A 19,070-nucleotide genomic window follows, 5' to 3' on the forward strand; every position below is an offset into this window, starting at 1 on the left:
TGACCCCGACCATCGGTGATTCCAGGGCCACAAGCCTTGCCATCTCGGTATCAGCAGCCGCAGGCGCTGAAGCGCAGCAGAACCCCCGCGTGGCTCCGCCGGCGGTATGGAGCCAGGCGACGTTGTCTGGATTCCGCCGATGATAAAACATTGGCACGGTGCGGTGGCCGATCAACCGATGGTGCATTTCGCTGTATCTGAGGCGCTCGATGGCAATACCGTAACCTGGATGGAGAAGGTTTCATCTGAAGACTACAACCGCGGCCGAGACACGGAGTGAATGACGAGAAGCCCGCAACATTTATCCGTCTGGCAAGCAACAATCTTGGCGTAGTTCCTGTTGTCGTCCTTCGGGAATGTGTAAAAGTGCATCAACACATGACCGGAGATTCCCATGCATAGCAGCACACCAAAAATCAGCACGTGGTACATCGATCCTGACGCCGAGGATGCCATGGCCGACGGGCATGCGCCGATCTGGCGGCATTTGATCGGTCTTTTGCCGGAACAGGATCTGTCCGGAAAGGCAGTGCTGGATTTTGGCTGCAATCAGGGCGGACTTCTGCGCCACCTCTATGCAATCCGGCCGTTTCGCAAGGCTCTCGGGGTCGATATCGCCGAGCAATCAATCGCCAGGGCCAATGAACTCAAGGGCAATCTGCCCATTCAGTACCAGGCCGGTGCCCATGTCGAGGGCTGGGATGGCGAGTTCGATCTGGCGATCAGCCATGAGGTAATCTATCTCATTGCCGATATCGAAGCGCATGCGCGCGATGTATGGCGGAGTCTGAAGCCTGGGGGCGTTTACTATGCGGTCACCGGTTGCCATACGGATAATCCGTTATGGCCGAAATGGCGTGACCTTGTTGCGGCGAAGACCAACACGGTCGTGCAAGATCGCTCCATTACCGACTATGCCCGGGTATTTGAGGGTGCGGGGTTCGACGTATCGGCGCGCAAACTCGAGTTTGACGGCTTCATTCCCTTCGTCGCTGATGGCTGGATGCCGGATTTTGCCGATGCGCTTACCTATTACACGCAGACCAAGGTCATTTTCCGGCTGGTGAAACCGTAAATTAGGATCGGATGAGCTCGATATCGAAATGAGGGCGGCTGCCGGGCGCGATGCGGACAAAATTGCCCTGCACGCGGAATACCTTCTCGATCAATCCGCTCTCTGCAAGCTCGTCCGGCTCGCCATCGAAGAGCAGTTGGCCCTTTTCCAACAGGGAAATGCGATCGCTGATCGAGATGGCCTGATTGATGTCGTGAATGGCCATGATGATTGTCACGCCTCTTTCGCGGCTGAGGCGGTGCACCAGATTGAGCACTTCCACCTGAAAGCCGATATCGAGGAAGGATGTAGGCTCGTCCAGCAGCAGGATCTGGGCTTCCTGGGCAAGTGCCGCCGATATCCAGGCGCGCTGCCGCTCACCCCCGGACAGTTCATGCAGGCTCCGGTCCGCCAGATTGGCCAGCCCCGTGCTTTCCAATGCCCATTCTATCGCCTGTTCATCGCGGCTGCTGTAATTGCGAAACAGACCGACATGGGGATAGCGGCCCTGCCGCACAAGTTGTTCGACGGTCATCTCATCCGGGGCTGACGGCTGCTGCGGCAAGAACGCCAGCTGTTTGGCCAAGGTCCGCCGCGGCATTTCCCTGGCGGGCTTGCCATTGATTTCGACCTGCCCCTCATGCGGCGTGATCAAACCAGCAATTGCTTGAAGTGCGGTGCTCTTGCCGGAACCGTTGGGGCCGATGAGGGCCCGTATCTCTCCGGGCTTCAAATCTAGGTTGAAGTTGTTCAACGCCTTGCGGCGGCCATAGAAAACCGACAATTGCGAGCAGGAAAGGGGCATTATGGTCCTCAAGGTATTTTGCGCAGGAGTGCGATCAATACAGGCACTCCGAACAGGGCGGTGATCACCCCGATTGGAATCTCCTCGGCCTGCCCGAGCAGCCGGCCGAGAAGATCACCCAGCGTGACGATGAATGCGCCAAGGGCAATGGTCAGCGGCAGCACGAGGGCAAAATGACGGCCCGCCAGAAAACGGGCGAGATGGGGAACAACAAGACCGACAAAAATGATGGGGCCAACGGCACCGACCGCGCTTGCCGCAAGTCCGCACGACAACAGCAGGACGATTGAGAACTGTGTGCGATAGGAGAGGCCGAAGGAGCGTGCGGCCGTGGAGTCGAACCGCAGCAGATCTATGGACCGCCGCAGAACCGGGAGCGCTGCGAGCCCGGCGATTGTGAAAGGCACAAGGAACAGGGCGTGGGTCCAGCTGCGTGCGTAAAGGCTGCCGGACAACCATTCCAGCAGGATCTCAATGCGCGCAGAGCCCCAGCCTGCAATCAGTCCAATCGCCCCGGCATGCAGCACGGCACCGATTGCAATACCGCAAAGGGTAATCCGGAGCGGCCCCAGGTCAAGCCGGAAGGCGAGGGCATAGATAAGGCCGCCCGCTGCCATGCCGCCCAGTGTGCCGATTGCGGGAAGCCATGCAAGGGGCAGCTCGGCGAGCGTGTTGGAACCCGGGTCATGGATGTAAACGGCGAAGACAAGGAAAACGGTGACGGTCAAGGTTGCGCCCTGTGAAATCCCCATGATGGACGGATCGGCAAGCGGATTGCGGGTGATGGTCTGCAGCAGGAGGCCAGCCACTGCAAAATGGATCCCGGCCAGGATGCCGGTGACAATGCGCGGCAGCCGGATATCCAGGATGATCGATCTGGCTTGATCGGAGCCATGTCCGGTCAGGACAGCTGCAACATCTCCAGGCGGAATGTCGGCAACGCCCAGAAACACTGCGGCGACAAGAACGAGCACCATCATGGCCAGGAGAGCCAATACTGGTCCAAACAGGAACGAGCGGTGAATGGGTGCGGAGGCGGTCATCGTCACTGCCCGCCATTCAGCGAAAAGCGTCGTGTCTGGACGAGATAGATAAAGAGCGGGCCACCGAGCAGCGCTGTGATAATACCCACCGGCAATTCGCGTGGTAAGGCGATGCTGCGTGCGACGACGTCTGCAGTCACAACCATCAACGCACCGATGGCCGCGGTCAGCGCAATGGACCAGCCGACGTTATGCGGTTTAAGCAGCCGGGCGATGTGCGGTGAGACAAGGCCGACAAAGGCAACCGGCCCGGCGACCGGCGCGACACCTGCAACGGGAAGCACCGCGAACAGCAGCAGGACCGGTTTCCAGAAACGCAAGTTCAGTCCCATGCCAATGGATGCGTGTTCACTCAGAGCAAGCATGCCGATGATGCGCTGGCATGCAAAGGCGCCGGCCAGGCCGCCGAGCACCCACGGCGTCATGTATAGAAGGTGCGGCCACGATCGGCCCTGAAAGCCACCGGATAGCCAGAAGAGCAGGGATGGCGCTTGTGGTCCGCTCAAGAGCAGCACATAGGTGGTTGTTGCGCCCAGGAAGAGGGAAATGCTGATCCCGCCGAGCGCAAGATGCAGCGGTCGTCCCTCGCCGCCGCGTGATACCCAAAGAGTGACGGAAGCGGCGGCCAAGCCGCCGGCCAGCCCGACAAAGGGATAATACACCGACGAAATCCATGGCAGGAATACGAAACAGAACACGATGGGTGCCACCGCGCCCGATGCAACGCCGGTAATATCGGGACCAGCTAGCGGATTGCGGGTCAGCGCCTGCAGGAGATATCCCGAGACAGCGAGACCGGCACCGGCGACCACGGCAGCAAGGCTGCGGGGCAGGCGCAGCGACCAGACAAGAATGGAATCGATCTTGCCATCCGGCGACAGGAGCACGGGCCACAATTTGGACAGTCCAAGCGGTTTGGCCCCGACGAGCAGGCCGGCAACAATCACCAGCAGGGTTGCCGCCACCATGAGTGAGGTCATGGCCAATGACCGTCCCATGCCTGCTGTTCGCTGCTGTGCCAAGGCGATATCGTTAACGGATATCGGCAGGGATCAATTTTGCCGCCTCGGCTTTGACGTCGACTTTCGGAAACGTCTCCGGATACAGATAATGTGCTGCTTCGCGCAAAACGATTTCGCGGGCGATCGGACCATTGGCTTCAACCCAATGATCGCCGACATAGAAAACGCGGCCACTCTTGACCGCCGAGAGCTGCTGCCAGATCGGATTGTTCTCGTGCGGACGATCCGGCCCGGAATCGTAGACAAAAATGACCTCCGGGTCTTTTTCAAGCATGGTCTCAAGGCTCAGCTCCACGCCGAACGGCCCGCCTTGGCGCATCGGTCCCGCAATGTTGTCACCGCCAAGTGCGGCAACGATTGAGGCCGTCGTGTTCTCCGTGTGGAAGGACCATGGCGTATCTCCGGCCCACATGATCTGAAAGCGCGGATGTACGTCTTTCGGCGCTTTCGCACTGTATTCGGCGAGGTGCTGCCGGAAAGCAGCATTGAGCTCCGTGCCACGTTCCGGCTTGCCCAGCACCTGTGCAAGCTGGGAAATCTCACGATCGCTTTCGCTCAGAAGCTCCATATTATAGGCCACATAGGGTGCGATCTTCTGCAATTGCTCGGCATTGCCAATCGTGTAGCGGCGCATGGCAATGATGATGTCAGGTTTTGCTTCCGACAGCAGTTCCAGATTGGGTTTGGCGCGCTGGCCGATCTGTTTGATCTGCTTTGTCAGACCCAGAAGAAAATCGGGCTCGCGGCCAGCTGCCATATAGGTCGTTGCGACCGGTTTGATACCAAGCGCAAACGCTACGTCGGTAGCAAAGTAGGAAATGGAGGCGATACGCTTGGGATTGGCAGGAACATCGATGGTGGCTCCACGATCATCGACAATTGACAATGTTTTTGCATTGTTGGCTGATGCCGATGCCGCGGTTAGAAGGCTGAACAAGCCGATTGCACAAAGAGACTTGAGGCCCTTACCAAACATGACGGCATCTTTCCTGACTGCGTGTGACTGCACATCGCTTTAGCCAAAAAACATGATGAACTCAATCATATTATCTTGCTGCCTGCTCAGCAGCGCTCGACATCGTCGTCGATCTGCCTCAGGGCGTTTTCTTATAGTGGCGAAAAGGGTCAACTCTTCCTCGAAGTCAAGAGTTGAGCGCCTCCCGGAACCGCTGCATCGCGGCAAAGCATGTGCTGGCCGCTTATTGCTATGGCGCCTCGTATTCGAGCCACAGCAAAACGTCGCGCGCTTGAGCGAGCCGCGCGCCATCCACGCCCTTGTCGATGGTGAGCACTGCGGCACGGGCCGCCGACCCGCCAATCGCTTGATTGAGTGGCTGGACATTCGCGGGATTGCCATCGTCAAGCGGTCCCTTGTTTGACATTGCCAAACCATCGTCAATCGTGAACGGCGTTTGCGCTACACTTCCGAATTTGAGCTTGGCACTGAAGTTTCCTCCTTGGACGCCGGGGAGCAGGACAGCAAGGTTCGTGATCATAGCGCCCGCCGGCAAAGCGAGCCTATCGAGGGAAAGCATGATTTTGGCGGCAGCGCCGCTCTTGCGCAGCGTTGCCAGTCCCGTCGCGTCGACGGCGAGCGCCGAAACGAACACCGCACGGCTGGCAGCTGCGGGCGGGGCAGCGGGAACGGCGGTGTTTGCGGCATACCCCGCCTGTACATCGAATGTGACACGAACATCAGTGACGCGGTTCAGCCCGGTCGCATTGGCGGACTTTGGCAGTTCGAGCGTCCAGCTCGTCGCAAATCCCGAGCCCTCGAACGGCAACAGCCGGTCGCCCGGCAGCCCATGCAATTCCAGGTCCCTGCGAACACGGAACTCGCTCACCGGGTATGCGTCGGCGAAGCGAACGAGCGGCACCGGAGTGCCGCCCGGCTCGCGACGGAAGCGGGAGAAGCCGCCGTTGGTGAGTATGCCGCGCAGTTGCACCGTCGTGCCCGGCGCGTCAACGAACACGTCGACCGCCCGGATGCGATGGGAGAAAGTACCCGGATGCGCAGCCGCCAGATCGTCATCATTCAACGTGAAAGTACAGCGTCCGGTAGCCTTGAGCTGGCCGAAGGCCAATGGCAGATCCTGCGCAAGAGAGTAGGTGCGAGTGAGTGGTACGGTAACCCGTGCCGCCGCGAGACGGACAGCTTCGAGCTCGGCGAGATCCAGTGACAATCGATCGACGCCGCCGACATCGCGCATCTTCGCGTCGAAGTATCCGAGCCTGATAATTCGCAGCGCCGTTCCGAGCATGTAGGCAAGCGCCCGTTCGGCAAACCATGCGGCTTGTGCGGCCAGGTCAAGATGCCGATGCAACGAGCGACGTGCCACACCGGCGAGCGCATCCCAGAAGTCGCGATTGAGGAAGCGCTCGTTTTGGTAGTTGATCAGATCGACCGCGTATGCCAGATCGGTCGCGGCAATCAGGGCCTGAAGGTTGGCGATCGTCACATTGCGTTCCTGAACCCGCACCGCCGCCGCGGCTGCGGGCCGCGCTTCATTCATAAGGGTCTTGAGTTCGCCATCACGCTTGGTGGCCGCGTCGGCCATGCCTTGCAACGTCGTGGTGCTAAGGACTGCAAAGACCGCAAATCCGCCAACCACGCCAAGCCCGCCCATTGCACTGCCGAGACCCACGGACTCCGAAGCCGCGGCCCCCGTCCCCGCGCCTGAACCTGATCCGAGCCCTAACGCGTCGCCAACGCCGCTCGTGCTCAGCGACGTCCATCCTTCCGAGGCGGATTTGCCGACATCGACCATCGATGTGACGCTGTCCTTCATGCCTTTGAAATAATCCTTGAACTGGCTGAAGATCGAGTTCGCATCGGCGATTTCCGCCTGCTTTGCGGTAATCAGTTTCTCCACATCGGCGGCAAGCTTCTTTGCGACGACGACGCCCGCTTTGGCGATCTCAATTTGCTCGGCCGCGATGCCGACCGTGGCGCGCGCCTTACGCTCTTGTGCCTTGGCGGCCAGGAGATCCAGATCGAGTTGCTCAACGCGCGAGAGATATTGCAGATAGTCGTTCTGCGCAGATTTCGCAGCGGTCGCCCACCGTCCTGCAGCGGAAATCAACGTTTCATACCTGAGGGTCGGGACGGCGGAGTCGTTGTAGCCATAGAAGTTCAGCCCGGCGGCGAGCTGCTGGAGCGCGAGGCGTGCCCGATCCTTCTGGTTGCGCACACGCGGATTCTCGACCAGCCCGAACCACGGGCCGGGTAGGAAATTGAACGGCAGATAGGCGCTCGTGCCGGGATCCTCCCCATGCAGGAACAGCACGGCCTTGTAGAGTTCGCGCGCACGCTCGAGCATTGATGCATCGTCAGTGCGGTAGAGCGCTTCGGCCCATGCAAGGATTGCATCGGCCTGAACGATACGAGCGTAGCGCTCGTCGATCGCATGCAGGATCGGAGCATCCGGCTTTAACACGTCATAGCCGCCGCGGAACTGAGGTGTGAGTGAATAGGGACCATCGAGATTGCGATCATCGTCGTACTGCAACCGCGCCGTGTACGGACGATCCCCCAACTCGTCGTTCCAGCGCAATCGGCCGGCCACGACGCGCTTCACAGCGACGATGGCGTCGGGGTGCTTCACCATTCCCGCTGGTGTTCCCAGCATGGCGGTGCCCACGTAGAAGCCGGTTACCCCTGCAAGCACATCCACGGTACCGGCGAGATCGCCGAGGCCGGCACGGATCATCGCTCGCAGCATTGGCATGACAAAGAGCTGCTGATATTTCAGCAGTCGTGTTGCCTGATCGCGCGCAATGCGGAAGTGGACGACGTCAAGCCACAGGTCAATGGGGCGGGCGAGCTGCCAGAAGCGTTCGAGACCGTCCGGCAGGTAATTCGCCTGCGTGCCGGTAAGCTCCGTGATGTTGCTGACTTTCACCCGGCGCCGCCGGGTGAAGCTGAGCGGTCGCGGAAAATTGCCGGCACTCATCGACGGTTCCCAATTCTCGCCGCTCGCCGGCATCGGTGCTGCGGCCCGGAGCAGGAGCTCGGCCTCGTCTGCAAGTCTGACCGCGGCGCCGAAGTCGCTCTTGTCGATCGCTTGAACGAGATTCAGCAGCTTGGCGTCGGCGACGCCGTAGTTGAGCAGGAACACTGCCGATCGACGGACCTCACCCATTGAATCAAAGTAGCCGTTGTACGGCGTCATGCTTGAAGTCAGGGGCAGATCTCTATGATATTCGAGAAACCGCTTGCGAGCATCATCCAGCCAAAGGCCGTGGGCCACGCTTTCGACCTGGGTGCGCAACGCAAACAGATTCTCGCCGAAGAACGGTTGCTGACGCGCGAGCCATTCATCGAAACGCAGGAAGAACGGTGCGGCACCGACCACGTCCTTCCAGAGGATGGGTTTGCCTTCCTCTCCCGGTAACTGCGGCTGGATTACGTTCTCTTGCGGCTCGACTGGGCCCTGTGCCGTATCGCTCAGCGCGCGCGACAGCGTGTGGATGTTGAGCGTTACCGGCGAATACATGGTGCTATCGGGCTCGGTCAGCGGCAGGCGATACCTGTTGGCAAACTCCAGGGTAGTGACAGGGGCTGCTGCCAATAGCGCGTCGAGGTGTTCCCTGTCGGTGTGCGTGCCCTGCACCGGCAATGCAGCCGCTGCCACGGCGAAGCCGAAACCGGATCCAGTCGGCGCAGCCAGAATCTTTGTCACGATCGGTATGAGAAGTTTGTTGAGGGAAACTTCCGTGCGATCCGTGGTACGGAAGTCCTGGAAGAACCGTTGTTGCAGCTGACGCTCGACGATCGCCGGGAAGGTTGCAGGATCGGCACCGACTCCCAACTTTTGCTGATGCGCAAAGAGCACGAACACGCCGCGCAGATAGTCGCGATAGGACTGGTCATCGGGCAGTGCCCAAGGGAGTATCTGCCAATCGAACCCGGGCTTGATGAACAGGTTCGGATCGAAGTAGGGCCGGTCCGTCATATCGAACCGATTTTTCAGATCGCGCACCGGCTGCACCTGAACATGGCCGTTGCGAAGCGCCTGGGGGTCAAGGATAAAGGCATCACCGTTGTTGGCGACCGCCCGGTCGATGTCCGCGAGCAGTCTGGCTCGGGTACCAGCAGGTAAAAGGCGCGCGATGCTGTCTTGTCCCGGACTGGCGAGGTCACTGGCCACGTCGTCGGCACGCACTCTTCGTGTAGCGACCAATTGCTCGGCCAACATCTCAAGCTGGCCGTTATCGACATGGTCCGCAGCGACAACATTGATTATCCCGTCTTCGGTGCCGTTCAGCATGCCGAGCGTCACTGCAATGCCTGGCGTTAGGTGCCCGACTGCGGCAAGGGTAAGCTCGTTGCGCCACAAGGCGGGGTCCAGCGTGAGCACCGCGATGCCGTCCGAGCCGGTTCGGGCCTCTGCGACCACCTTGAGATCATCGCGGCCGGTGTTTTGCAGTTGGATGAGCACCTCTCCGAGCGGCACGCCTCCGGCAGCGTCATGAGCGTGTACTCGGATGTGCAACGGGTCAGCTTCTGTTTTCATGGGAGCCTCCACTGGGAACATTGAGGGGCAGACCGGATATCCCGATTTTCAAGACAGCGTCATACCGCTGTTGAAAGATGCACGCCCCCGATCCGCGAGCCGGCGTTACGTTCCCATAATGCAAATCATAGCGCATCCTCCGTTTGGAGGAGACAGTCGCAATACTTCCTGTTGACTATAACTGATATGTTATATAACAATATTGTTATGAATAGTTCGATTGAAGCCACAAGACTGGATGCGGCGTTTTTAGCGCTCGCCGACCCGACCCGCCGGGCAATCCTCGCGCGCCTGGCGCACGGCGAGGAAACAGTGATGCAACTGGCAGAGCCTTTTGCGATGACGCAGCCGGCAATTTCGCGGCACTTGAAGGTGCTCGAAAACGCCGGGCTGATTGTCCGGCGGATCGAGGGTACCAAGCGGCCCTGCCGGTTATCGAATGCCGGGATCGAAGCCGTCGACCGATGGCTTGCGATGCTGAGGGAAGCGCTGGTTCAGAACTACGACAGACTCGACAGCGTCCTGGCGGACATGGTTGAAAATGGAGAGGACTTGAAATGAGCAAGCTAACGATCAAGACCGAAGGTGACCTGTATGTTGTTGTGACGAGGCAGTTCAATGCACCGCCTCAAGCCGTTTATCGTGCGCACACGGAATCAGCGCTGATCCAGAAATGGATGCTTGGACCGGATGGATGGACCATGCCTGTCTGCATCAACGAACTGCGGCCCGGTGGAAAAATCCGGTTTGAATGGAAGGGGCCCGACGGTAGCGGGTTTCATCTGACCGGCGAATATCTGGAGTTGCAGCCCTACAGCCGCATTGTTCATGTGGAACGGATGCATCTTCCGGATACGACGCCAGACAACCATGTGGAAACCCGGTTCGATCCGGATGGATCCGGTACGCTGATGATCATGCGTATGACGTTGCCTGACGCTGAAACGCGGTCAATGATGCTGGCAAGCGGCATGGAACACGGCATGGAAGCAAGCTATGTCAGGCTGGACGCATTGGCGATTGAATAGGCGTTATCGATACAAGTGCTCATCAACAGCCGGATGTATTCTTCGAAAAAACGGTCTCAACACGCATCGTCCGTGTGCCGTCTATCTGTTGATTGAATGGCCGGGGGCAAAGGGTGGCGGGCGCGGCTCAGGTCGCCGCGCTGCCTGCTCTGGAACTCTATCGGCTATTCCGCGATGGTGATAGGTTCACCCGACCATGGCGCCGACTCTCGTTACCGGAGATCACCGTTGAACAGCGAACAGGGCATTCTTCGCATATCCATAGCCGTCACAATTTTTGTCGCGGGCTTTGGCGTGATATTCGGCTTGCTCGCAGGATCCTTTTCCATCGTATTCGACGGCGTTTACATGCTGGCCGATGCCGCCATGAGCGGGCTGGCGCTCGGTGTTGCGAAGCTCATCGCCTTATCCGCCGTTCCCACCGGAAAGCTCCGGGAGCGGTTCACGATGGGCTTTTGGCATCTTGAGCCCATGGTTCTTGGCCTCAACGGCATCATGCTGTCGGGAGTTGCCATTTACGCATTGATCAATGCGATCGGCAGCCTGATGAGCGGCGGTCGCGATCTCGAATTCAGCTTCGCTATTTTCTATGCTGCGGTTGCCTTGCTTGCCTGTACGGTCATGGCAGTCGTTGAAACGAAAATGAACAGGCATTTACAGTCCGATTTCGTGGCCTTGGATGCCAAGGCCTGGATCATGTCCGGGGGCATTACCGCTGCATTGCTGGTGGCGTTTTCCGTTGGATATGCAATCGAAGGAACGCAATTCAACTGGATCACGCCCTATATCGACCCAGCCGTGCTTGCCCTCGTCTGCGTTATCATCATTCCACTTCCCATCGGCACGATCAGGCAGGCCCTGGCTGATATCTTCCTGGTAACGCCCCCGGCGCTGAAGTCGCATGTCGATATGGTCGCGCAGCGTTTCGTCGAACACTATGGTTTCGTTTCCTACCGGGCTTATGTGGCCAAGGTCGGACGCGGCAAGCAGATCGAGTTGTACTTCATCGTTCCCATGGGCTGGCCGCCAAGACGCCTTGAGGAATGGGACGCAATCCGGGATGAAATCGGTGATGCCATTGGCGATGAAAGCACAGACCGCTGGCTGACCATTGCCTTCACCACGGACCTTGAATGGGCTGTTTGACAGGAGGTTGGGCATACGGCCGGTCCGGCATCGGTTCCAGTCTTCCATCGCGGGGTTATGTACGCTCAAAAGCTCTCTTGCATTGCCCGTTACATTACTGGGCCAGAAGCCAGCTTCGGACGATTGCGACTTCCGGTTTGCGAAGGCTGGGCTCCGGCGTCATCAGCACATAGGGCTGGCGAACTGGGAGTTGAATTCCAAACGGATCCACAAGTGTTCCGTTTAAAAGCTCTCGTTCGATGAGAAAATTGGGGATCAGCGCAAAGCCCTTCCGGCCTATGGCAATGAAATCATCATAACGATCAAGTCGACCTCTCTGGCGTCAACGGTGACGGTGATGGAGCTTACGGGTGTTGCCAAGGATCTGATGAGCGAGACCTACGCCGTCATCGAGGTGTTCTGCATGGTTGAAGCGATCTACCTCGCCCTCAATGTTCTGGTGATGCTGATATTCAAACAGCTGGACAACGCATTCTCCATTGCACGGCACTGAAGCATAAACACTCTGGGCTGGCTTTAGCCGCGCATCTGTGTTTGGCGTCGGATCGGGATGGCGTCGCCTATCTGATTTACAGGGCAAAGCTTGGGGTCTAGGATCAAAGCAGCAGAGAAAATGTGACCGAGTAGCGGAGTGCAATCCATGACCGAGGTTTCATCTGTTAAAGAATCTTCCTCAGACCAGCCCTGTCTCGACACCACGCCTTATGGCGCAGGGCCTGACGATTCCATTGCAAGTGCGGCGGAGAATGCGGCCATTACCCGCCATGTGATAACGATTGGCGGCAAGCCGATTGCCTACATGGCGCGCGCCGGCCATCTGGTTACAGTCAATCCATCCAGTGCGCAGCCGGCGGCGGCGTTCTTCTACGTCAGTTTCACGGCTGACGGTGCTGATCCGTCAACGCGCCCCGTGACGTTTTTCTACAATGGCGGACCGGGGTCCTCGTCGGTGTTTTTGCTGCTTGGGTCGTTTGCGCCACGGCGCATCAAGACCAATATGCCCGATTTTACGCCGCCCGCTCCCTATACCATCGAAGACAATCCGGACAGCCTGCTGGATCGCAGCGATCTGGTGTTCATCAATCCGGTGGGCACTGGTTACTCAAGCGCAATCGCGCCAAACCGGAATCGTGATTTCTGGGGCGTGGATCAGGATGCGCGCTCGATCGCCCAATTCATCAAGCGTTATTTGACTGCCTTTGATCGATGGAATTCGCCAAAATTCCTCTTTGGTGAATCCTATGGCACGCCTCGCACCTGTGTATTGGCATGGATGCTGCATGAAGACGGTGTCGATATCAATGGCCTGACGCTGCAGTCGTCAATCCTCGATTATACACAAACCGGCAATCCGGTTGGACTGTTGCCGACATTGGCTGCCGACGCCTGGTATCATAATAAGGTCAATGCAGGCGTGCGGCCACCGCTGCCCGCCTTCATGGATACGGTGAAGGCTTTCGCGCAAGGCCCCTATGCAAAGGCTTTGACGGATTTTCCCAAGTTTGACGCGGCAACGCTGCAGACATTGAGTGATTATCTCGGCATTTCGCCCATCGTCCTGACGTCGTGGAGCCTCAACGTGGAGGCGAACAATGGCGCCAATCTCCTCTTCCTGACAACCCTCCTGCAGGATCAGGGGCTGGCGCTTGGGGCCTATGACGGAAGGGTGACGGCCATCGATACGGGAATTGCCGGTCAGATCGACCCGAATTCCGGCGGCAATGACCCGACGATGACCGCCGTGAGCGGCGTTTATACCGCCATGTGGAATACCTATCTGAACGATGAGTTGAAGTTCACTGCGTTGTCGCCCTTTTCTGATCTCAATGACCAGGCATTTCAAAATTGGGATTTCGGCCACATCGATCCAACGGGCGCGCAGAAAGGCGGCAAGGACGCCAATGGCAACCCGGTTCTCTATACGGCCGGTGATCTGGCCGCGGTGATGGCGCTCAATCCCAGCCTCAAGGTGTTTTCAGCCAACGGCTATTATGATTCCGTTACGCCATTCTTCCAGACGGCGCTGACATTGGCGGATATGCCGCTCACCAATCCGTCGGCGCGCGCCAATCTGACTATTCGCAACTATCCGTCGGGGCACATGATTTATCTTGATGGCGAGTCCCGGACTGCTTTGAAAGCCGATCTCAGTGTTTTCTACGACAGCACAAGGGCCCGTTTCATTGCCCAGGCGCTGCGCAGCGAACAGTCTGCCATTTGCAGGCCTTATTTCAAACTTCGAAAGCCCGGCGCGGCGCAGAAGGCCGGCCGAGGCCAGGCGGTACCGCCAAGCTGGGGTGTTCCTGATCTTTGCAAGGCCTATGACTGGCCGCAAAACCTTCTCGGCGGCGGTGTGATTGCCATTGTCGAGCTTGGCGGCGGCTGGGTTGCGAGCGATATGGACGCGTATTTTGCAGCGTTGGGACAGCCTGTGCCTCAGATCGTTGATGTGCCGGTTGCCGGTGCCGGGAACAATCCCAATAGGAACACTGGCCGGTCTGGTGATGCCGACGTGGAGGTTGCACTCGACATTCAAATCGCCGCCGCATCCTACTATGCAGCAACCGGCCGGCCCGCTTCGATCCGGGTCTACTGGGCGTCGCCTCAGCCCAGTGGAATCGCAGCGGCGGTGCGGGCGGCGGCAGCGGATGGCTGTGATGCCTGCTCGCTTTCGTGGGGTGCCGATGAGGCACTTTGGGTCAAGGCCGGACAGGGCACCGGCCAGGATTTGGTTTCCCAGATGCAAAGCGCAGCTGAGGCGGCCACAACAGCGGGTATGGTGGTTTTCGCTGCGGCTGGCGATAATAATTCAAGTGATGGCGGCAGTACTCCTGCCAATGTCGACATGCCTGCATCCTGCCCGAATGTGATTGGTTGCGGTGGAACCTCCAAATCAGCCGGAGGTGAAGTGGTCTGGAATGAAGATCCCGGCAATCCGGACGGCAATGGAACGGGTGGCGGCTTCTCGACATTGTTTGCGCCGCAACCATGGGAAGCGGGAGCGCCGCACGGGCCGGGCCGGATCGTGCCTGATGTTGCGGCGCATGCCGATCCGCGCAACGGCTATGAAGTTTATGTGCACGGGCAGACGATGGTCGTCGGCGGCACCAGCGCGGTGGCGCCGCTCTATGCGGGCCTGTTTGCCGCCTTTGGCCGCAAACTCGGTTTTGTCACGCCCAAACTCTGGCTGAACCACATGTGTTTCAATGACATCACTGCGGGCGACAATGGCTATTACCGGGCACGCATCGGTCCTGATCCCTGCACAGGCATCGGCTCGCCCATCGGTTCGAAACTCGCCGCCTTGTTTGCCGCCCCCGCTGCGGGGATGCTCCATCTGGAACTGGCGGCACTGCCGAGGATCGTTCCTGACGGTTGGAGCGGTTCAGTCTATCTCACCTTTGCCGAGGGGAAACTTACCGGCAAGCCGCGCATGGAACCGGCACCGGACAAACGCGGTCCGCGGGCCCGAATTGCCGGCAAACGCGCGCCGGCGAAATAGGTGTTCCCGGCACTGCCATCTGCGGTGAATTCGCTATGTGCCGGAATCCTTGGTCTGGCCCCATTCGGGCTCGACGGCCGGAATATCATCGAAGGATGAATAGTTGAGATTGTAGAGTTGCGCATAGAGTTTGCCGTTCTCCATAAGGGCGTCATGGTCTCCCATCTCGATCATCTGCCCGTTTTGCAGAACGATGATGCGATCGGCTTCTCGAATGGTGGCGAGGCGGTGGGCGATCACAAGCCCGGTGCGGTTTTCCAGCAATTTGACGAGGGCCTTCTGGATGAGCATCTCGGTGTAGCTGTCGATATTTGCCGTGGCTTCGTCAAGAACGAGGATTTTGGCATCGGCCACCAGTGCGCGGGCAAAGCTGATCAGCTGGCGCTGGCCAAGCGAAAGATTTCCGCCGCGCTCGCCAAGCTCCGTCTGATATCCTTCGGCGAGATTCATGATGAACTCGTGCGCGCCGACAGCTTTGGCGGCATCGATGACGTCGTCGAGTGATGCGCTGTCTTTGTGGTAGCGGATATTTTCGAAAACCGTTCCGGTGAACAGAAATGGCTCCTGCAGGACCATTGCGATCTGCTGACCGAGGGAATCCTGGGTCAGATTCCTTACGTCGTGGCCGCCGACGAGGACCTGCCCCTGCTGGACATCGTAGAAGCGGTGAATGAGCGCCATCGCGCTCGACTTGCCGGAACCGGTGGGGCCAACAAGCGCCACCGTCTCGCCCGGGTTGACCTTGAAGCTGACATTTTTCAGAACCGGATGCTTGGGATTATAACCGAAAACGACGTTGCGGAACTCGACCGATCCATCCGTGTCCGGCGTGAGAACGCGCGCATCCGGCGCATCGGTAATGCTGATCGGCACATCCAGCACTTCAGTCAGCCGCTGTCCCGACGCCATGGCCCGCTGCATCACCGAATATTGCAGGGTCAGGGAGCGGATTGGGTCAAAGAAGCGCTGGATGTAAAACAGGAATGCGACCATGATGCCGACGTCAAGCGCCTGATTGAGCACGCGCGCGCCGCCGACGACAATGACGAGTGCCATGGCAACGCCGGTGAGCGAATCCACGATCGGCACCATGACCTGGGCATATTTCGCTGCTCGGAGATGTGCCATCAGGTTGGCGTGAGCCTTGTCATTATAGAGCATGAAATTCACCCTCTGACGTCCCATGCTTTGAACGGCACGCACGCCATGGATGGTTTCAGCCAGCGCACCGTTGGTGACGGAATTGGTTTCGTGTGCGGCCATGAAGGCGATCCGGGCCCGGGGCAGCCAGAAAATGCGCACGACGAACAAAATGGGAAGTACGGCAAGGGTCAAAAGACCGAGACGAAAATCCAGATACAGCATGACGAAGACAATGCCGAAAAGCAGGGTGATATCGCCAACCGACAGCACGGAGGTTTCCAGGAACTCCTGCATCGAGTTCACATCGCCCTGCAGCCGCGACATCAGTCGTCCAACCTCCGTCTTGTCCATGAAGGAAAGCGAAACACGCTGGAGATGCGAGAACATCGCCCGGCGAATGTCGAACAGAACGTCTTCCGCAACACGTCCGACCACAGTTTCCTGGATATAGCTGGCCATGAAATTGACAAGTATCGCCAGAGCGAATGCAACGATCGCATAGGCAAGCGCGGCGTGATTGCGGCCCGGCGCAATGCCATGGTCGATCGCGTAGCGGATGATGAGCGGGATGATCAATTGGGTGGCTGTGAATGTCAGTACGGCGCCAACGGCAACGAGCATCTGTGTCTTGTAGGGTGCCACGAACGCCCAGATCCGTTTGACGATGTTGCCATCAAAAACCTTGCCGAACATTTCTTCTTCGATCCGGTGCGAACCGACGACGGCGCGCGGCGGACGCCGTCCATCGTCGCGAACGTCATTCCGCTCTGTCTCATTCTCGTCGCTCACGATCCCATCTCCGTTTTCTCCGTCGCGGCGAGGCCGTCGTCCGGGCGAACCTGCAGATCATAAAGAGCCTTGTAGCGGCCGCCCGCTGCAAGCAGGCTGTCATGGGTACCGCGTTCGACGATCTGGCCATCCTCAATGAACAGAATCTGATCGGCGTGCATCAATGAACTCAGGCGATGCGCGACAACGATTGTTACCCGGTCCTTGGCGTAGCGGCGCATGGCAATGCGGATGCGCTGCTCGGTGCCGGCGTCGATTGCAGCCGTTGAATCGTCAAACACCATGACCGCCGGCTTGAGCATGAGGGTGCGCGCGATCGAAAGGCGCTGCCGTTGTCCACCTGACAATGAAACACCGCGTTCACCAACGATTGTGCCATAGCCCATGGGCAGGCCAAGAACGTAATTGTGCAGCTGCGCGGACTCGCTTGCCCGCTCGATTCGAGGCTCTTCCGCCCATGGATCACCATAGGCGATGTTGTTTTCGATTGTCGTTGTGAACAGGAATGCATCCTGCTGAATGACAGCGACGGCTTGGCGCAACGATTCCAGCGTCACGCTGCGAATATCCTGTCCGTCGATGGTGATCCTGCCGCTGGTCGCATCGTAAAATCGTGGAATGAGGTGTGCCAGCGTACTTTTTCCGCTGCCTGGCTTGCCGACAATGCCAATGGTTTCACCGCGCCGGGCTTCGAAACTCAGATGCTGCAAGACCGGCCGGTTGCCGAGTTGCGGATAGGAGAAGCCAACATCCTCAAAGCGCAACAGGCCATCCGATATGGTAAGTTCCCTGGCATTTGCGGGGTCCTTGATCGCGACGTCGAGGTCAAGCAGCGCAAAGATACGTGTTCCACATGTGGAGGCACGGGCATAGGAGTTGACCATCAGGCCGAGCTGCCGCACGGGCATTTGCAGGATGGTCATGAATGTTAGGAACGATGTCAGGGTTCCCACTGTGATTTCGCCTGCAACGACCTTGTTGCCGCCAACCCACAGCACGAGCCCCATGGCCGCAAAAAAGGAAAGCGTCATCGCGCTGGTGTTTCTGACGCGGATACCGACGCGATCATGCGCAAGATCGAGTGCGGTTTGCGAAGCCTTGTCAAACTTTGCCAGCTCATGGTCCTTTGCTGCAAACGCGCGTACCACGCGAATGCCGCCGAGATTTTCCTCCATGACCCTGGTGAGCACCGACAGACGCTCTTGCAGATCGAGCCATGTCGCACGCAAGCGCAGCTGCGTGACTGACGAGCGCCATGCGACGAAGGGCACAAAGCTGAGCGCAACAAGCCCTAAAACGAAATCCGTCGACAAGAGCATATAAGCGCCGATGCCGATCAGAATAAAAAGGAGGACGGTGCGTATCAGCGCCGTCGAAAAATACATGCGCACCCCCTCAAGATCGAGCATGCCGACCGTGATGAGATCGCCTGAATGAACGCTGTCATGGAAACTGAAACTGAGCCGCTGAATTTTCTCATAGCAGGCCAGGCGCAACTCATAACCCATATGGTGACCCACGGCCTCTCCATAATAGTTCTGAATCATGGTGAAGACGCCGCGCAGAATGCTGACCGCCAGAAGAACGAAAGCGGTCACCAGCAGCGCATTCTGCGCAATCGTGCCCGCGGTTCCTCCGGCCATGGCCGTCTGGGTCTCGTCGATGGCCCGGCCCAGAAGTTTGGGGATCATTAGCTGGAGGCTTGCCGCAATCACGGTGGCTCCGATCGCAAATGTCGTCTGCCAGGGATGGCGAAGCGTCATATGCGTAATTCGGACAAGGGTGGAGAAGCCTTGACCCCACCCTGCTGCATTTGCGTGCGCCAACGAATCCGAATGACTCGCCGTCCGCTTGAACGCGTTGCTGCTCACAGTGTTTTCCAAACCATTTGATTGTATGATTACAGGCCGCTGAAACGGGGCCGTCCGATACTGTACGAACATGATTCTTTGCTGATTCCCAGACATGGTTCAAGGGCCATGTTGTTTGTACAGGCAATGAATCGGCATTTAGCCGGTATCG

General features: G+C 58.5%; 13 protein-coding genes. 6 read left to right on the forward strand and 7 right to left on the reverse strand.

Annotation, left to right across the window (positions count from 1 at the left end; genetic code table 11):
- The first annotated feature begins 394 nt into the window (after positions 1–394).
- Positions 395–1,075, forward strand: coding sequence for a class I SAM-dependent methyltransferase (locus C5750_RS15395; protein WP_105734791.1), 681 nt, complete (start codon positions 395–397; stop codon positions 1,073–1,075).
- Between the two features lies 1 nt (position 1,076).
- On the opposite strand, the gene C5750_RS15400 is transcribed toward C5750_RS15395, so the two are convergent.
- From C5750_RS15400 to C5750_RS15420, 5 genes are all read right to left on the reverse strand, one after another.
- On the reverse strand, positions 1,077–1,859 hold the full coding sequence (locus tag C5750_RS15400) for an ABC transporter ATP-binding protein (protein ID WP_105734792.1): 783 nt from the start codon (positions 1,857–1,859) through the stop codon (positions 1,077–1,079).
- Positions 1,860–1,867: 8 nt separating this feature from the next.
- A complete protein-coding gene (locus C5750_RS15405) occupies positions 1,868–2,839 on the reverse strand; it encodes a FecCD family ABC transporter permease (protein ID WP_425350470.1) in 972 nt (323 codons plus the stop codon).
- Positions 2,840–2,904: 65 nt separating this feature from the next.
- Positions 2,905–3,882, reverse strand: a complete 978-nt coding sequence (locus tag C5750_RS15410; RefSeq protein ID WP_105734794.1) for a FecCD family ABC transporter permease — start codon at positions 3,880–3,882, stop codon at positions 2,905–2,907.
- 52 nt (positions 3,883–3,934) lie between these two features.
- Complete coding sequence (locus tag C5750_RS15415) at positions 3,935–4,900, reverse strand: ABC transporter substrate-binding protein (RefSeq protein WP_105734795.1); 966 nt, start codon at positions 4,898–4,900, stop codon at positions 3,935–3,937.
- Positions 4,901–5,129: 229 nt separating this feature from the next.
- Positions 5,130–9,440 (reverse strand): Tc toxin subunit A-related protein, encoded by a 4,311-nt coding sequence (locus C5750_RS15420; RefSeq protein ID WP_130502110.1) that lies wholly within the window; start codon positions 9,438–9,440, stop codon positions 5,130–5,132.
- A gap of 207 nt (positions 9,441–9,647) precedes the next feature.
- On the opposite strand from C5750_RS15420, the gene C5750_RS15425 reads away from it, so the two are divergent.
- The 5 genes from C5750_RS15425 to C5750_RS15440 all read left to right on the forward strand — a co-directional run bounded on the left by C5750_RS15425 (position 9,648) and on the right by C5750_RS15440 (position 15,116).
- Positions 9,648–10,001 carry an ArsR/SmtB family transcription factor gene (locus C5750_RS15425; protein WP_105735027.1) on the forward strand — a complete coding sequence of 118 codons (354 nt, stop codon included), beginning with the start codon at positions 9,648–9,650 and terminating at the stop codon, positions 9,999–10,001.
- Entirely contained in the window at positions 9,998–10,468 is a 471-nt protein-coding gene (locus C5750_RS15430) for an SRPBCC domain-containing protein (RefSeq protein ID WP_105734797.1), read from the forward strand. The genes C5750_RS15425 and C5750_RS15430 overlap by 4 nt, the downstream gene beginning before the upstream one ends.
- Positions 10,469–10,696: 228 nt before the next feature.
- Entirely contained in the window at positions 10,697–11,614 is a 918-nt protein-coding gene (locus C5750_RS15435) for a cation diffusion facilitator family transporter (RefSeq protein ID WP_105734798.1), read from the forward strand.
- A gap of 337 nt (positions 11,615–11,951) precedes the next feature.
- Positions 11,952–12,107 (forward strand): hypothetical protein, encoded by a 156-nt coding sequence (locus C5750_RS26590; RefSeq protein WP_158531276.1) that lies wholly within the window; start codon positions 11,952–11,954, stop codon positions 12,105–12,107.
- Between the two features lie 147 nt (positions 12,108–12,254).
- On the forward strand, positions 12,255–15,116 hold the full coding sequence (locus C5750_RS15440; protein ID WP_105734799.1) for a S10 family serine carboxypeptidase-like protein: 2,862 nt from the start codon (positions 12,255–12,257) through the stop codon (positions 15,114–15,116).
- Between the two features lie 33 nt (positions 15,117–15,149).
- On the opposite strand, the gene C5750_RS15445 is transcribed toward C5750_RS15440, so the two are convergent.
- Entirely contained in the window at positions 15,150–17,048 is a 1,899-nt protein-coding gene (locus C5750_RS15445; protein ID WP_105734800.1) for an ABC transporter ATP-binding protein, read from the reverse strand.
- Positions 17,045–18,919 (reverse strand): ABC transporter ATP-binding protein, encoded by a 1,875-nt coding sequence (locus C5750_RS15450; protein WP_199538000.1) that lies wholly within the window; start codon positions 18,917–18,919, stop codon positions 17,045–17,047. Before C5750_RS15450 ends, C5750_RS15445 begins: the two co-directional genes overlap by 4 nt.
- Between the last annotated feature and the right edge of the window lie 151 nt (positions 18,920–19,070).

This window comes from Phyllobacterium myrsinacearum, assembly GCF_002980555.1.
GTDB lineage: Bacteria > Pseudomonadota > Alphaproteobacteria > Rhizobiales > Rhizobiaceae > Phyllobacterium > Phyllobacterium myrsinacearum.

Bases quoted from the DNA above. Each gene is read 5' to 3' on its own strand.
- C5750_RS15395 (WP_105734791.1), top strand. From the start codon at position 395: ATGCATAGCAGCACACCAAAAATCAGCACGTGGTACATCGATCCTGAC.
- C5750_RS15400 (WP_105734792.1), bottom strand. From the start codon at position 1,859: ATGCCCCTTTCCTGCTCGCAATTGTCGGTTTTCTATGGCCGCCGCAAG.
- C5750_RS15405 (WP_425350470.1), bottom strand. From the start codon at position 2,839: ATGATGGTGCTCGTTCTTGTCGCCGCAGTGTTTCTGGGCGTTGCCGAC.
- C5750_RS15410 (WP_105734794.1), bottom strand. From the start codon at position 3,882: ATGACCTCACTCATGGTGGCGGCAACCCTGCTGGTGATTGTTGCCGGC.
- C5750_RS15415 (WP_105734795.1), bottom strand. From the start codon at position 4,900: ATGTTTGGTAAGGGCCTCAAGTCTCTTTGTGCAATCGGCTTGTTCAGC.
- C5750_RS15420 (WP_130502110.1), bottom strand. From the start codon at position 9,440: ATGAAAACAGAAGCTGACCCGTTGCACATCCGAGTACACGCTCATGAC.
- C5750_RS15425 (WP_105735027.1), top strand. From the start codon at position 9,648: ATGAATAGTTCGATTGAAGCCACAAGACTGGATGCGGCGTTTTTAGCG.
- C5750_RS15430 (WP_105734797.1), top strand. From the start codon at position 9,998: ATGAGCAAGCTAACGATCAAGACCGAAGGTGACCTGTATGTTGTTGTG.
- C5750_RS26590 (WP_158531276.1), top strand. From the start codon at position 11,952: ATGGAGCTTACGGGTGTTGCCAAGGATCTGATGAGCGAGACCTACGCC.
- C5750_RS15440 (WP_105734799.1), top strand. From the start codon at position 12,255: ATGACCGAGGTTTCATCTGTTAAAGAATCTTCCTCAGACCAGCCCTGT.